Origin of the sequence: Stenotrophomonas maltophilia (assembly GCF_013464915.1) — a bacterium.
GTDB classification, from domain to species: domain Bacteria; phylum Pseudomonadota; class Gammaproteobacteria; order Xanthomonadales; family Xanthomonadaceae; genus Stenotrophomonas; species Stenotrophomonas maltophilia_AT.
Genome location: NZ_RAVT01000036.1, coordinates 14,707 through 28,690, shown reverse-complemented (window position 1 = coordinate 28,690; position 13,984 = coordinate 14,707). Strand labels below are relative to the sequence as shown.

General features: G+C 67.2%; 13 protein-coding genes. 8 read left to right on the top strand and 5 right to left on the bottom strand.

The features are described 5' to 3' along the window. Positions 1–29: 29 nt before the first annotated feature. A complete protein-coding gene (locus D7T59_RS13245; RefSeq protein ID WP_180852634.1) occupies positions 30–2,057 on the bottom strand; it encodes a sodium-translocating pyrophosphatase in 2,028 nt (675 codons plus the stop codon). A 351-nt stretch (positions 2,058–2,408) separates the two neighbouring features. Between D7T59_RS13245 and D7T59_RS13240 the strand changes: the two genes are divergently transcribed. Continuing rightward, a complete protein-coding gene (locus D7T59_RS13240; RefSeq protein ID WP_180852633.1) occupies positions 2,409–2,912 on the top strand; it encodes a hypothetical protein in 504 nt (167 codons plus the stop codon). A gap of 123 nt (positions 2,913–3,035) precedes the next feature. Here D7T59_RS13240 and D7T59_RS13235 read toward each other — a convergent pair whose 3' ends face one another. Both D7T59_RS13235 and D7T59_RS13230 read right to left on the bottom strand, forming a co-directional pair. After that, positions 3,036–3,425 (bottom strand): DUF488 domain-containing protein, encoded by a 390-nt coding sequence (locus tag D7T59_RS13235; RefSeq protein WP_164138168.1) that lies wholly within the window; start codon positions 3,423–3,425, stop codon positions 3,036–3,038. A 119-nt stretch (positions 3,426–3,544) separates the two neighbouring features. Beyond that, positions 3,545–4,801: a 6-phosphofructokinase gene (locus D7T59_RS13230; protein ID WP_180852632.1), complete on the bottom strand. Its 1,257-nt coding sequence runs from the start codon at positions 4,799–4,801 to the stop codon at positions 3,545–3,547. A gap of 136 nt (positions 4,802–4,937) precedes the next feature. On the opposite strand from D7T59_RS13230, the gene D7T59_RS13225 reads away from it, so the two are divergent. The 3 genes from D7T59_RS13225 (at position 4,938) to D7T59_RS13215 (ending at position 7,769) form a co-directional block, all read left to right on the top strand. After that, a complete protein-coding gene (locus tag D7T59_RS13225; RefSeq protein ID WP_014038375.1) occupies positions 4,938–5,501 on the top strand; it encodes an adenylate kinase in 564 nt (187 codons plus the stop codon). Positions 5,502–5,829: 328 nt separating this feature from the next. Further along, positions 5,830–7,194 (top strand): UDP-N-acetylmuramate:L-alanyl-gamma-D-glutamyl-meso-diaminopimelate ligase, encoded by a 1,365-nt coding sequence (mpl, locus tag D7T59_RS13220; protein ID WP_164138165.1) that lies wholly within the window; start codon positions 5,830–5,832, stop codon positions 7,192–7,194. Next, positions 7,191–7,769 (top strand): LON peptidase substrate-binding domain-containing protein, encoded by a 579-nt coding sequence (locus D7T59_RS13215; RefSeq protein ID WP_164138163.1) that lies wholly within the window; start codon positions 7,191–7,193, stop codon positions 7,767–7,769. Before mpl ends, D7T59_RS13215 begins: the two co-directional genes overlap by 4 nt. Positions 7,770–7,946: 177 nt before the next feature. On the opposite strand, the gene D7T59_RS13210 is transcribed toward D7T59_RS13215, so the two are convergent. After that, complete coding sequence (locus D7T59_RS13210; protein ID WP_180852631.1) at positions 7,947–9,944, bottom strand: bifunctional DedA family/phosphatase PAP2 family protein; 1,998 nt, start codon at positions 9,942–9,944, stop codon at positions 7,947–7,949. 85 nt (positions 9,945–10,029) lie between these two features. On the opposite strand from D7T59_RS13210, the gene D7T59_RS13205 reads away from it, so the two are divergent. Both D7T59_RS13205 and D7T59_RS13200 read left to right on the top strand, forming a co-directional pair. Next, positions 10,030–10,692, top strand: coding sequence for a serine/threonine-protein kinase (locus D7T59_RS13205; protein ID WP_180852630.1), 663 nt, complete (start codon positions 10,030–10,032; stop codon positions 10,690–10,692). A gap of 14 nt (positions 10,693–10,706) precedes the next feature. Next, a complete protein-coding gene (locus D7T59_RS13200) occupies positions 10,707–11,195 on the top strand; it encodes a DUF2867 domain-containing protein (protein WP_219629791.1) in 489 nt (162 codons plus the stop codon). A gap of 51 nt (positions 11,196–11,246) precedes the next feature. Here D7T59_RS13200 and D7T59_RS13195 read toward each other — a convergent pair whose 3' ends face one another. Beyond that, on the bottom strand, positions 11,247–11,927 hold the full coding sequence (locus tag D7T59_RS13195) for a hypothetical protein (protein WP_180852628.1): 681 nt from the start codon (positions 11,925–11,927) through the stop codon (positions 11,247–11,249). 108 nt (positions 11,928–12,035) lie between these two features. Here D7T59_RS13195 and D7T59_RS13190 point away from each other — a divergent pair, with 108 nt between their 5' ends. Then, a complete protein-coding gene (locus tag D7T59_RS13190) occupies positions 12,036–12,854 on the top strand; it encodes an SDR family oxidoreductase (RefSeq protein WP_180852627.1) in 819 nt (272 codons plus the stop codon). 93 nt (positions 12,855–12,947) lie between these two features. Continuing rightward, positions 12,948–13,940, top strand: coding sequence for a YiiG family protein (locus D7T59_RS13185; RefSeq protein WP_180852626.1), 993 nt, complete (start codon positions 12,948–12,950; stop codon positions 13,938–13,940). Positions 13,941–13,984 lie beyond the last annotated feature (44 nt).

Sequence of the window (13,984 nt, the reverse complement as noted above, 5' to 3'; positions counted from 1 at the left end):
CAAGCCCGCCATCCACGCATGGCGTGGATCTACAGCAACGGCACCAGCAGCAGCGCCACGATGTTGATGATCTTGATCAGCGGATTGATTGCCGGGCCGGCCGTGTCCTTGTACGGGTCACCGACGGTATCGCCGGTCACCGCGGCCTTGTGCGCCTCGCTGCCCTTGCCGCCGAAGTGGCCGTCCTCGATGTACTTCTTGGCGTTGTCCCAGGCGCCGCCGCCGGTGGTCATCGAGATGGCCACGAACAGGCCGGTCACGATCGTGCCGATCAGCAGGCCGCCCAGGGCGCGCGGCCCCAGCAGCAGGCCGACCACCACCGGCACCGCCACCGGCAGCAGCGACGGCACGATCATTTCGCGGATGGCCGAGCGGGTCAGCATGTCCACCGCCCTGTCGTACTGCGGCTTGCCGGTGCCCTGCATGATGCCGGGGATCTCGCGGAACTGGCGGCGCACTTCCTCCACCACCGCACCCGCCGCGCGGCCGACCGCTTCCATCGCCATCGCACCGAACAGGTAGGGAATCAGGCCGCCGATCAGCAGGCCGATGATCACCGTGTGGTCGCTCAGGTCGAAGCGGAACTCCTGGCCGGGATGTGCCGCCTGCAGGTTGTGGGTGTAGTCGGCGAACAGCACCAGTGCGGCCAGTGCCGCCGAACCGATCGCATAGCCCTTGGTCACCGCCTTGGTGGTGTTGCCCACCGCATCCAGTGGATCGGTGATGTCGCGGATCTCCGAGGGCAGCTCGGCCATCTCGGCGATGCCGCCGGCGTTGTCGGTGATCGGGCCGTACGCATCCAGCGCCACGATCATGCCGGCCATCGACAGCATCGCGGTGGCAGCGATGGCGATGCCGTACAGCCCGCCCAGCGCGAACGCGCCCCAGATCGCCGCGCACACCGCCACCACCGGCAGCGCGGTGGACTTCATCGAGATGCCGAGGCCGGCGATGATGTTGGTGCCATGGCCGGTGGTTGACGCTTGTGCCACGTGCTGCACCGGTTTGTACTGGGTGCCGGTGTAGTACTCGGTGATCCACACGATCAGGCCGGTCAGCACCAGCCCGATCAACGCACAGCCATACAGCGCCATCGGCCCATGCACGTTGTCGGACATCAGCCCGGTGGTGATCGGGTAGAACGCGATGGCGGCCAGCACGCCGGAGACGATCACGCCCTTGTACAACGCGCCCATGATCGAGCCGCCTGGCTTCACCTTGACGAACAGTGCGCCGATGATCGAGGCGATGATCGACACCCCGCCCAGTACCAGCGGATACAGCACCGCGTTGGCGCCCGCCTCGGCCAGCATCAGGCTGCCCAGCAGCATGGTGGCGATGACGGTTACCGCATAGGTCTCGAACAGGTCGGCGGCCATGCCGGCGCAGTCGCCGACGTTGTCACCGACGTTGTCGGCGATCACTGCCGGGTTGCGCGGGTCGTCCTCGGGAATGCCGGCTTCGACCTTGCCGACCAGGTCGGCGCCGACGTCAGCGCCCTTGGTGAAGATGCCGCCGCCCAGGCGCGCAAAGATCGAGATCAGCGAGGAGCCGAAGGCCAGGCCGACCAGTGCATGCAGTGCCTGTTCCATCGGCAGGCCCAGCCGCAGCAGCAGCGCGTAGTAGCCGGCCACGCCCAGCAGGCCCAGGCCGACCACCAGCATGCCGGTGATGGCGCCTCCGCGGAAGGCGACGTCCATTGCCGCGCTGATGCCATGGCGCGCGGCCTCGGCGGTGCGCACGTTGGCACGCACCGAGACATTCATGCCGATGTAGCCTGCTGCACCGGACAGCACCGCGCCGACCGCGAAACCAATGGCGGTGTACCAGCTGAGGAAGATGCCGACCAGCACGAACAGCACCACACCGGCGATGCCGATGGTCAGGTACTGGCGGTTGAGATAGGCACGCGCACCTTCCTGGATCGCGGTGGCAATGGCGACCATGCGTTCATTGCCGGTGGGTTGGCGCAGGATCCAGCGCGCCGAGACGATTCCGAACAGGATTGCGAGGATGGCGCAGCCCAGCGCCAATGACAGCCCGTGACGTTCCAGCATTAGACCCCTCCGCAGAATGGATGTAGGCATCCAGTGGCGATGAACGGCACCACGAGGGGGACGACGGGCTGCAGCCTGGAACCAACCCGTACCGACCTTGGTGGTCGTCCGACGTATGGCGGTGTTCAGCATTCCCTGGTGCCCGCAGTATGCGTGCACCCGCGCCTGGATGGTAGCGCCGGGCCGCACCGCGCCGCGCCGCATGATACGTGGGCGCCCTCCAGATGAACGCATCGCCATGCGCGCGGAACCCGCCGCCGGTCCATGGGCATGCTTTGAGAGCCGCAGAGCCTTTGCACCCCGTTAAGCCATCTTCTGCAAGCCTGCGCACAGTCCTGAAGGAGATTCCCCATGCGCCTGTCCCTGTTGATGTTTGCCGCCCTGGTCCCGGCGCTGCCGGCCTTCGCGGTGGAAACCCCGGAACTGCAGCGCGCCGTGGGAGCGCCTCAGGCGGTCGGCGCGGTGCATACGCTGCGGCAGATCCCCGAGGCCTGTGCGCGCCTGGAAGGTGCCTTCACCGGGCAGGCCGCCGAGCCGTATCGCTTCTCTGCGGTGAGCACGAGCGAACAATGCCAGCCGCGCGCGCGCTTCGTCGACTACGCCAAGGCACAACCGAGTGCCGACAAGGGCTGGAAGCTCAATGATGTGATCCGCGTGCCCAATGCCGCATGCCCGGCGCAGCAGGCGGTGGTGCGCGTGTGGCGCCTGCCGGTGAACAACACCCAGACGCTGGATGGGCAGGGCCAGTCGCGCATCTACCTGGAAGAGGCGAAGAAGCAGGCCGCCGCCGGCCAGATTCCGCAGGTGACGATGTTCGCCGCGCAGCTGCAGATGGAAGGCAAGGCCTGCAATTGAGGCCGTCTGGCAGCGCGAATCCACGCAAGGGCGAATCCACACTACTTCGGCGCGCATCGGTAGCGCCGGGCCATGTACGGCGGAGAACCTGGTAGTGCCGGCCGCTGGCCGGCTCTCCTGCAATCAATCCGCCAGCGTCGCCCCGCGCGCCACCAGCAGCTCGCGCAGGGCTTTGCGGTGGCAGTGCGCCTCATCCTCGCAATAGCACCCCACGCTGATGTCGCTGTGCTGCGACATCGCAGCCAGCAGGTCCAGCGCGTGGGCGGCGTCGGGCGCCTTCATCTCGGTCGTGTAGTGGCGGAAGAAGGCGTTCCAGTCGGCGGCCGTTTTCGCCTCGTGCGCCTGCTTCACCAGTGCCGCGCTGGGCGACAGTGTCGGGAACCAGACGTCGTACCAGTCCTGCCGGGCGAACTCGCTGCGCGGCACACCGCGCGGTGGCCGTCGCACGGTACCGATGCGCAGGCCCTCGCCGGGAGCGCGAGGAGTACCCAACCGAACAACACGCAGTGCCATGGTGTACCTCCACAAAAAAGGGGACGGAGGGGATTAAGTCGTATCCGATCCACTGCTGACGCTGTTGGAGATGACGGAGGGGCGTATGCGACTTAATCCCCTCCGTCCCCTTTTCCAGGTCAGCCCTCGAAGGGCGGCAGCTTCTGCTTCACCGCCACGTTCTTCAGCGTGACGTATTTCGGCAGGCCGTCGGCGCCGTAGGGAAGCGGCGCCTCGCCCTTGATCAGCGGCGACAGGTAGGCGCGCGCCCTGGCGGTGATGCCGAAGCCATCGCGGTGGATGAAGCCGGCCGGCATCTTCTTCTCGTGGTTGGCGATCTTCGACAGTGGCGCTGCTTCGATCTTCCAGCGATAGGGCGCATCGCTGCTGCGGACGATCACCGGCATCACCCCGTTCTGGCCCTTCAGCGCCAGCTGCACGGCAGCCTTGCCCACGGCCTGCGCCTGCTCCCAGTCGGTCCTGCTGGCCAGGTGCCGGGCCGAGCGCTGCAGGTAGTCGGGCAGGGCCCAGTGCACCTTCAGCCCCAACTGGTCCTTGACCCGGCCAGCCAGGTGCGCGGCCACGCCACCCAGCTGCGAGTGGCCGAACGAGTCCTTGCCGCCGCCGGCGTCGGCAACGAAGCGGCCATCGGCGGTGGCGATGCCTTCCGACGCCACCACCACGCAGTAGCCGACGCGCTCGACCACCGCCTTCACCTTGGCCAGGAACATCGCCTCGTCGTAGGCGCGCTCGGGCAGCAGGATGATGTGCGGGGCTTCGTCATCGCCGTTGCCGGCCAGGCCGGCGGCCGCGGCCAGCCAGCCGGCGTGGCGGCCCATCGCCTCGTAGATGAAGACGCGGGTCGAAGTCTCGGCCATTGCCGCCACGTCCAGCGCGGCCTCGCGTACCGATACGGCGGTGTACTTGGCCGCCGAGCCGAAGCCGGGGCAGGTGTCGGTCACCGCCAGATCGTTGTCGATGGTCTTGGGCACGCCGATGCAGGTCAGGTCGTAGCCGGAGGCCTTGGCCAGCTGCGAGACCTTCAGTGCGGTGTCGGCCGAGTCGTTGCCGCCGTTGTAGAGGAACCAGCGCACATCGTGGGCCTGCAGCACCTCCAGCAGGCGGTCGTAGCGGGCACGGTCGGCGTCCAGCGACTTCAGCTTGACCCGGCACGAGCCGAACGCGCCGCCCGGGGTATGGGCGAGGGCGCGGATCGCCGCAGCGCTCTCCTTGCTGGTGTCGATCAGCTCTTCGCGCAGCGCGCCGAGGATGCCGTTGCGCGCGGCCAGGACCTTGATGCCCTTGGCCCGGGCCTGCTCGATCACCGCCGCCGCCGTGGCGTTGATGACCGCGGTGACACCACCGGATTGGGCGTAGAGGAGAGTACCGTTGCGCATGCGTCTACCTGCTCGGGGGAAAGGACATTGCAGGGACATTACCCGGATGCGGTAAAGTGGCGCTATTGCGGTGCAGCGATACCGGTCCGTCCGGGACGCGAACCTTCTTTGTTTTCAACACGTTGGAGTCAGGTCAATGCGATTGGTTCTGTTGGGACCGCCCGGTTCGGGCAAGGGGACACAGGCGACGCGCCTGAAGGAAAAGCTGGGTATCGCCCACATTTCGACCGGTGACATGCTGCGCGCGGAAATCGCCGCGGGCACGGAGCTGGGCAAGCAGGCCAAGACGGTGATGGATGCCGGCAACCTGGTGTCGGACGACATCCTGCTGGGCATGCTGGAGTCGCGCCTGACCCAGGCCGATGTCGCCAAGGGCTTTATCCTCGATGGCTACCCGCGCAATGTGGCCCAGGCCAACGCGATGGACGGCCTGCTGGCCAAGATCGGCCAGCCGCTGGACGCCGTGGTGCAGCTGGACGTGGCCACCGAGCTGCTGGTCGACCGCATTGCCGGTCGTGCCAAGGAGCAGGGTCGTGCCGACGACAATCCGGAAGCGGTGCGTCAGCGCCTGCAGGTCTACAACGACCAGACCGCCCCGGTGGTCGACTTCTACGCCGGCCGTGGCACCCTGGCCCGCGTCGACGGCGTCGGTGAGCTGGACGAGATCGAAGCCCGCATCCTGGCGGCGATCAAGGCCTGATCCGGCGGGGCCGGCACGCTTCCGGCCCTTCGGGCGCAAAAAACACAGGCCTGGTCCGCGAGGATCAGGCCTGTGTCGTTTGATAGGCGCCAGCAGAGGGCTTGCTCAGGGCCCCGCAGCATGAGCTCCCTTGGGGATGGCCTCTTGGGGAGTAGGACCGGTTCGGGTACTGCGGCTGGCAGTTCGAATTGTGTCCGGGTTCACAGAACATCGCTATCGGGAATTCCCTGACAGAAGATTGGAGTTTTCTCACATCCCGTGTAGGACTTGTCTTACCCGGAGGCGGACATTGGCCCTATACAGCCGTCATCGGTCACAATCCCCGGTCATGAGCAGCGTACATATCCTTGCAATCGCCGGCACCTTCATGGGCGGCGTGGCCGCCCTGGCGCGGGAACTCGGCCATACGGTCAGTGGCAGCGACCAGGCCATCTATCCGCCGATGTCGACCCAGCTGGAACAGCTGGGCATCACCCTGGACCAGGGCTATCGCACCGACAGCGTGCCGGCCGGAACCGATGACGTGGTGATCGGCAACGCGCTCTCGCGCGGCAATGCGGCCGTGGAGGCCGTGCTCGACGCCGGCCAGCGCTACATTTCGGGCGCGCAGTGGCTGTCCGAACAGGTACTGCCGGGCCGCGACACCCTGGCCGTGGCCGGTACCCATGGCAAGACCACCACCACCACCATCCTCACCTGGCTGCTGGAAAGCGCCGGGCGTTCGCCTGGCTTCCTGATCGGCGGCGTGGCCGAGGATTTCGGCGTTTCGGCCCGGCTGGGCCAGGGCCGCGAATTCGTGGTCGAGGCCGATGAGTACGACACTGCCTTCTTCGACAAGCGCAGCAAGTTCGTGCATTACCGGCCGCTGGTGGCCATCCTCAACAACCTTGAGTACGACCACGCCGATATTTTCCCGGACGTGGCCGCGATCCAGCGCCAGTTCCACCATCTGGTGCGCACCGTGCCGGCACGTGGCCGCCTGATCGTCAACGGTGAGGATCAGCACCTGGCCGAGGTGCTGGCGATGGGGTGCTGGACGCCGGTCGAGCGCTTCGGTTTCGACCCGTCCCTGGAATGGCATGCGGAACTGCTGGCTGCCGATGGCAGCGCGTTCCGCGTGCACCATCGAGGGCAGGCGCTGGGCGATGTGCAGTGGTCATTGCTCGGCCGTCACAACGTGCTCAACGGCCTGGCCGCGCTGGCCGCTGCACATGCAGTGGGCGTGGCGCCGGCCGAGGTGATGCCGGCGCTGGCGCGCTTCCGCAGCGTCAAGCGCCGCATGGAAGTGATCGGCAGCCATGACGGCATCACCGTCTACGACGATTTCGCCCATCACCCGACCGCAATCGCCACCACGCTGGAAGGCCTGCGTGCCAAGGTGGGCGATGCGCGCATCGTGGTCGCGATGGAACCGCGCAGCAATTCGATGCGTCTGGGCGCCCATGCGCAGGCGCTGGCGCCCTCGCTGGCACTGGCCGACGAAGTGGTGTTCCTGCATCGTCCGGAACTGGCCTGGGATGCCGCTGCGGTGATCGCTGCGGTGCGTGGTGAAGCGCACGCGGTGCCGGATACCGACGCGCTGCTGGCGCAGCTGCAGGCCAGCGCGCGCAGCGGCGACCACGTGGTGTTCATGTCCAATGGTGGCTTCGACGGCGCACCGCGCCGCTTCCTTGCCGCGCTGCAGGCCCGATGAGCAGCGACGCGTCACTGCCACTGTTTCCGCTGCACACCACGCTGGTACCGGGTGCAGCGGTGGGCCTGCGCGTGTTCGAGCGGCGGTACCTGGATCTTGTCCGCGACAGCGGCCGTAGTGGTGAGGGCTTTGGTGTCTGCCTGATCCTCGACGGCCAGGAAGTGGGAGCCCCGGCAACACCGGCGGCCTATGGCGTGCAGGTGCGCATCGAAGACTTCGATGTCGGCGCCGACGGCGTGCTGCAGCTGCGCCTGCGCGGCACCCGCCGCTTCCATGTCGAGCGCACCCGCGTGCGCGACAACGGGCTGGTGGTGGCCGATGTGCGCTGGTGCGAGGAAGACCCCGATGACGAACTGCGGCCGCAGCATGCACTGCTGGCCACGGTGCTGGGGCACATCATCGAGCAGGCCGGTGAGGCCTATGCGCCGGCCAATCCGGCGCTGCTGGACCAGGCCAGCTGGGTCGGCTGGCGGCTGGCCGAGCTGCTGCCGCTGAGCGAGCAGCAGCGATTGCAGCTGCTGCAACTGGATGACCCGCACCAGCGGTTGCAGCAGTTGCTGGGCTGGATGCCGTAGAAGCCTGCCTCGGGTGGGTGTGCACCTTGGTGCACATGCTGGGGTATGCGTGGGATGCCATCCACGCATGGCGTGGATCTACTGTAGAGCCGAGCCTATGCTCGGCTTGTTGGATCGCGCGAAAAGCAGCCGAGCGCAGGCTCGGCGCTACAGTGGGTGATCGCGCACCGGTACCCGTCAAGGCGTGGTGGTCTTCAACCGCAGCACCGGCAACCCGGTTTCGCTGTGCACATCCTCGCGCTGCGGCAGCTCCTGCACGGCTTCCTTCACGGCATTCAATGCCGGGTCGACGCCACGCAGCGGGTGCCACATGCCGATCCACTCGAAGTGGCGTTCGTAACGCAGGGTCTGTGCGCTGCCCAGCCACAGCGGCGTGTTGCCCGGCTGCAACTGGGCCGGTGCCGGCCACAGCCGCAGTACATAGCGCTCATCCGGCTTCGCGCCCTGGCGTACCATCAGCAGGGCTTCCACACGGGTTTCCAGCGTCGCCGGCAACACCGGCAGTTCATCGGCACCGGTGTTCTTGTCCAGCATCAGCAGCGCCTGCTGCCAGCCGGCTTGTTCCTGCCGCTTCCAGCCACGTGCTTCCAGCTGCGCCTGCAGCGGTGCCAATGGGCCGGCCACCTGCACGTCAAGCGGCCAGCGCTGGTCGTCGTCGAATTCGTTGCGGCGTGGCGGCAGCTGCGCCCAGTCGTGCTGCCACCAGGCCTGCATGTCCATCGCCTGCGGGGCCGGCAGGGTCGGTTCGAAGCGTTCCAGCTTCACCGGAATGTGGCGCGGCGCGTACCACATCGCCGCCACGGCGAAGACGCCGTAGAACAGCCATGCCACCGGCTTCACCCAGAACGAGCGGTTGAAGCGGCGGCGATAGGCGATGCCCAGCACCAGCAGCCAGAACGTGCCGAACAGCATGCCGCCGATCACATCGCTCAGCCAGTGCGCGCCCAGGTACAGGCGCGAGAAGCCGATCAGGCTGACCACGATGCCCGACACCAGGTACGGCCAGACGCGGGTGCGGCCGGGCATCTCGCGTGCGATCAGCACCGCGAAGAAGCCGAAGGTGATGGTGGCCATGGTCACCGACACCGACGGGAAGCCGAAGCCGCTGCTGGCATCGATCGGGCGCACCACATCCACGGTGGCACCGAGCAGCATGGTCAGCGCCAGGCCGAAGGCGAGGGCGGCCAGCCAGTGTGCCGCCGCCATCCAGCGCCGGCGCCAGACCAGGTAGCCCATCGCCGCGGCCGTGGCCGGCAACAGCACCTGCCAGGCACCGAGCGAAGCCAGGGCCGCCATCGGGTAGTCGGCCAGCGGATTGCGCAGCGCCAGCATGGCCTGGTGCACCAGTAGGTCGATGGCCAGCGGCTCGCCGTGTGCGACCACCACGGTCAGCAGCGCGAACCAGCCCCAGCCCAGCAGCAGCAGCATCAGCGCCAGCATCGCCAGCGGCACCGATTCGCGGCGCTTAGGGTCCAGCACGCCGACGGTGTAGCGGCCCAGCGTCGGGTGGCGGTTGGACCAGTCCAGCAAGCGTGCCAGCCAGTTGTCCATGCGTGCGGCCGACCAGCGGTAGCCGTACAGCACGATGGCCCAGACCAGGCCAAGGATCACCGCCAGCAGGCCGACCACCACCACCAGCCGCCCCGCCACGGCAGCCACCGCGTCATACGCTTCTCCGAGGATCCAGCCCGGGGCAAGGAACAGCACCGCCCACGAAATGCTGGCGATGCCGCTGGCCTGCACGTAGCGGCTGGCGGGCATCTTCATCATGCCGGCGATGGCCGGTACGAACGGGCGGATCGCGCCAACGTAGCGCGCCACCAGGATGCTCTTGAATGCATTGCGGCGGAACAGGTTCTCGCCGCGGTCGAGCAGCTGCGGATAGCGGCTGAACGGCCACATGCCACGCAGGCGGTCGCCCCAGCGGCGGCCGATCCAGTAGCTGATGCCATCGCCGGCAAACGCACCCAATGCCGCAGCCGCCACTGCGTACGGCCCGGAGATCTGGCCCAGGCCAATGAACACGCCCACCGCGAACAGCAGCGGCAGGGCCGGCACGATGGCGCCGAGAATGATCACCGCATCGCAGAAGGCGATGAGGAAGATAACGGCACCCGCCAGCACGGGGTGAGCGGCAATCCACGCGAGCGTGGCGTCGATCCATGAAGAGTCCATTGCCCGATTATAGGGGCGTGAAGGTGACTGGTTCCCAGCCGCTTCGTGACCGTTTGCAACCGGCGCCATCGCCTAGAATGGGGGCATGCCGCATACGCCAGACGCTCCCCACCATGCTTTGAAGGCCGACAGTTTCGGTCAGATCCTTCTGGTTGAAGGGCCCGACGGCCCGTTCGTTCGCCGCGATCTGGGCGCCACGCCGCTGTGGCTGCGGTTGCCCGCGTGGTGGCTTGCACGGCGCGAAGCACGCGCGCTGCGCCATATCCATGGCATGGCCGATGTGCCGCAGCTGCTGGCCTGGGATGGCCGCCACCTCGATCGCAGCTTCATGGCCGGCGATGCCATGTACCAGCGTCCGCCGCGCGGCGACCTGGCCTGGTTCCGTTCCGCACGGCGCCTGCTGCAGCAGCTGCACCGCCGTGGCGTGGCCCACAACGATCTGGCCAAGGAGGCCAACTGGCTGGTCACCGAGGATGGCCGCCCGGCGCTGATCGACTTCCAGCTGGCGGTGATCGGCAACCCGCGCTCACGCTGGATGCGCCTTTTGGCCCGCGAGGACCTGCGCCACCTGCTCAAGCACAAGCGCATGTACTGCCGTGAATCGCTCACCCCGGTGGAAAAGCGCGTACTCAAGCGTACCTCGTGGGTGCGCGAGCTGTGGTTCGCCACCGGCAAGCCGGTCTACCGCTTCGTCACCCGCCGCATCCTGCACTGGGAAGACAACGAGGGTCAGGGACCGAAGCCGTGAGTACATCGCCGGTGATGAGCGCCCCGCCGAACGCGGGCAGCGTGCTGCGCACTCAGCTGCCCGGTGCGGATTTCGTGCACGCCTGCCAGGCCACCACCCGGCGTGACGGGCGTACCGCACTGCAGGCCTACCGCGACATGGCGGCGACCATTCCCGGCTGGTTCGATGGCTTGATGGCACTGCGCAACCACGGCATGCGCCTGCTGGGCATGAAACACCTGGGTTCGCTGCGGGCTGTGCAGGACACCGTCGATCCGGTGCCCGGCCAGCGGCTGGGCATCTTCACCCTGCAGTCGCTGGATGACGATGCCATCGTGCTGGAAGACGATGATCGCCACCTGCGCGTACAGCTGGCCCTGCAATGGCAGGGCGACGTGCTGGAAGTGGCGACGGTGGTGCATACGCACAACGCGTTCGGGCGCCTCTACATGCTGCCGGTCGCGCCCGTGCACAGGTTGATCGTGCCGCATCTGCTGCAGAAGCAGGTGCAGTTGTACCGGTGACGCGACACTGCGTCCGCCGGGCCATGCCCGGCGACACGCGGCGTTTCCGGGTTACGGCGTCGCCGGTACCACCTGCTGGCCAATGAAGTTGCGCTTGGCATCGAAGTCGTAGGCGATCTGCAGCTGGCCCACGTCCGGGCAGGCGTGGCAGTCGCGCAGCGGCGTGCGGTACAGCAGGCGGATGCCGCCGTTATCCAATGGCGAAGCGCCGGCCGACTGCGCTGGTGCGAACGGCGTGGCCTGCGGGTTGGCCTTCAACAGCTCCTGCACGGCCGGGTCGGCACGCAGCGTGTCGTCCAGCTGCACGGCGTCCACATCGATGCGCTTGCCGCTGGCGTCGACCAGGCGGGTGCCTTCGTTGGTGTTGGCACGGAAGGGATACTCGACCGTGGCAATGCCCAGCCCCTCGTTCTCATGCCAAGCGGTGACGTACGCCAGTTCGCCGGCGCTGGAAAGCTGCTCGGCGGCGGTGATCGCCTCGGCGCTGGCGCCACCGGCGCGCATCGCATCGCGCAGGCAATCCCGGGTGGCGGCATTCTCGCCCTGGCGGCATGCGTTCAGATCGCCATCCCAGACCACGGCTTCGCTCCAGCGCATCTTTCCGTCGGCGGCCTTCTCCGCGCTGGGCGCGTCACCGGCGGGCGGCTCCTTGCCGGGTTCCGGCGAACGGCCCTGGCAGGCGGTCAGCAGGACAAGCCCCAGAGCAGGCAGCAACAGGCGGGAACGGCGCATGGCGTGAACCTCGTGCGTTGGCTGGAGACCCGAGTATCGTCAAGGCCGGGTGAACTCCGCGTCGGCGCGGCATACTAGCGGCTCATTGCATACGCTGGAGTGTGGAACGTGGGCAGTCTGCAGGGCAAAACGCTTTTCATCACCGGTGCCTCGCGTGGCATCGGCCTGGCCATCGCACTGCGCGCTGCGCGCGACGGTGCCAATGTGGCCATCGCGGCCAAGTCGTCGGTGCCGAATCCGAAGCTGCCGGGCACCATCCACACCGCCGCCGAAGCGGTGACGGCGGCAGGTGGGCAGGGCCTGGCGCTGAAGTGCGACATCCGCGAGGAAGAGCAGGTGCAGGCGGCCGTCGCGGCCACGGTCGATACCTTTGGTGGCATCGACATCCTGATCAACAACGCCAGCGCAATCTGGCTGCGCGGCACGCTGGACACGCCGATGAAGCGTTTCGACCTGATGCAGCAGGTCAATGCGCGCGGCAGTTTCCTGTGCGCGCAGGCCTGCCTGCCGTACCTGCTGCAGGCACCGAATCCGCACATCCTCACCCTGGCACCACCGCCGAGCCTGGCGCCGAAGTGGTGGGCACCGCACACCGGCTACACGCTGGCAAAGATGGGCATGAGCTTCGTCACCCTGGGCCTGGCTGCGGAGTTCGGTCCGCAGGGCGTGGCGGTGAACGCGCTGTGGCCGCGCACGGTGATCGCCACCGATGCGATCAACATGATTCCGGGCGTGGATGCGGCCGGCTGCCGCACGCCGCAGATCATGGCCGATGCCGCGCATGCGGTGCTGGTGCGCGAAGCGGCGGCCTTCCACGGCCAGTTCCTGATCGACGATGAAGTGCTGGCGCAGGCCGGTATCACCGATCTTTCGGGCTACGCGGTGGATCCGTCGCGTCCGTTGCTGCCGGATCTGTTCCTGGATTGACCGTGCGTCGCGGGAAGAGGCCCAGGGCTGCGACCCTCGGCCTGCTGCGCTAGAATGCGCGTCTGTAATCGTTTTCAACAGGGATGTGAATATATGTCACGCACGCTTTCAGTTGCGGCGCTGGCCGCTTCGCTGTCGTTGATCCTGACAGCCTGTGGTGGCAAGGCCCCCGCAGCTGCGGGCGGCGCCGCTGCCACCGGCACGGCAGACGCCGGCGCGGCCCCGTCCGACACACAGCAGCAGCTGACCGCCAAGCTCAACGCCTACATCGGCTGCTTCAACGCGCTGGATTCGAAGACCCACGGCAGCATCCAGTCCTATACGCGCTGGATCAAGGATGTCGACGCTGGCCCGACCGGGCACGAGACGCACGTGTACGGACCGTTCGAGATCAGCGATTACGACATGAAGCAGTGCGACGCCCCGGTGACCGAGGCGATTGCTGCCAAGCCGGCGCTGGCCGATCTCGATGCGGCTGCAGGCCATTACCAGCGGGCGCTGAAGGCGCTGGTGCCGCTCAGCAAGGACGCGCATGACTACTACGATCGCCAGGACTACGAAGACGACCAGTTCGCCAAGGGCAAGCAGCTGCACGCGCCCTTGATGGCCGCCTTCAAGGATTTCGTGGCTGCCAGCGAAACGTTCAATGCCGAGCTGGAGCGCCAGAACGACGCCGCCCAGCGCGAGCAGCTCAAGGCGCTGGAGCAGGCCGAGGGGCGCACGCGCGAGTACTACCGTCTGGCGATGATGCTGGAAGCCAAGGCCATCATGGATCTGATGAGCGAGGATGATTTCGATCAGGCCAGGGCCCGCGAACGCCTGGATGCCTTCAACCGCATTTCCGATGAAGCGCACGCCAGGGTTGCCGACCAGGAACCGGGCAAGTCGGACTGGGAAGGCTTCGAACGAGGGGCCGAGAATTTCCGGCGCGAAGGCAAGGAGCGGCTGCAGCGCGTCAGCGAGAAGAAGCCTTACACCGATTTCGAACGACGCATGCTTGATTCGCCGTCGATGGCGCCGCGCGGCTCTGCCAACAAGCTGATGCAGGAATACAACACGCTCGTTTTCCAGAGCAACCGCCAGTAGCGCTCCCGCTCATGGCGTGATCAGCGAGCGCCGGTGTACATCGC

What these genes read in the sequence shown, in the direction of transcription:
- D7T59_RS13205 (WP_180852630.1), top strand. Translation starts at nt 10,030, where the DNA reads ATGCCGCATACGCCAGACGCTCCCCACCATGCTTTGAAGGCCGACAGT.
- D7T59_RS13200 (WP_219629791.1), top strand. Translation starts at nt 10,707, where the DNA reads ATGAGCGCCCCGCCGAACGCGGGCAGCGTGCTGCGCACTCAGCTGCCC.
- D7T59_RS13230 (WP_180852632.1), bottom strand. Translation starts at nt 4,801, where the DNA reads ATGCGCAACGGTACTCTCCTCTACGCCCAATCCGGTGGTGTCACCGCG.
- D7T59_RS13195 (WP_180852628.1), bottom strand. Translation starts at nt 11,927, where the DNA reads ATGCGCCGTTCCCGCCTGTTGCTGCCTGCTCTGGGGCTTGTCCTGCTG.
- D7T59_RS13240 (WP_180852633.1), top strand. Translation starts at nt 2,409, where the DNA reads ATGCGCCTGTCCCTGTTGATGTTTGCCGCCCTGGTCCCGGCGCTGCCG.
- mpl (WP_164138165.1), top strand. Translation starts at nt 5,830, where the DNA reads ATGAGCAGCGTACATATCCTTGCAATCGCCGGCACCTTCATGGGCGGC.
- D7T59_RS13225 (WP_014038375.1), top strand. Translation starts at nt 4,938, where the DNA reads ATGCGATTGGTTCTGTTGGGACCGCCCGGTTCGGGCAAGGGGACACAG.
- D7T59_RS13245 (WP_180852634.1), bottom strand. Translation starts at nt 2,057, where the DNA reads ATGCTGGAACGTCACGGGCTGTCATTGGCGCTGGGCTGCGCCATCCTC.
- D7T59_RS13185 (WP_180852626.1), top strand. Translation starts at nt 12,948, where the DNA reads ATGTCACGCACGCTTTCAGTTGCGGCGCTGGCCGCTTCGCTGTCGTTG.
- D7T59_RS13235 (WP_164138168.1), bottom strand. Translation starts at nt 3,425, where the DNA reads ATGGCACTGCGTGTTGTTCGGTTGGGTACTCCTCGCGCTCCCGGCGAG.
- D7T59_RS13215 (WP_164138163.1), top strand. Translation starts at nt 7,191, where the DNA reads ATGAGCAGCGACGCGTCACTGCCACTGTTTCCGCTGCACACCACGCTG.
- D7T59_RS13210 (WP_180852631.1), bottom strand. Translation starts at nt 9,944, where the DNA reads ATGGACTCTTCATGGATCGACGCCACGCTCGCGTGGATTGCCGCTCAC.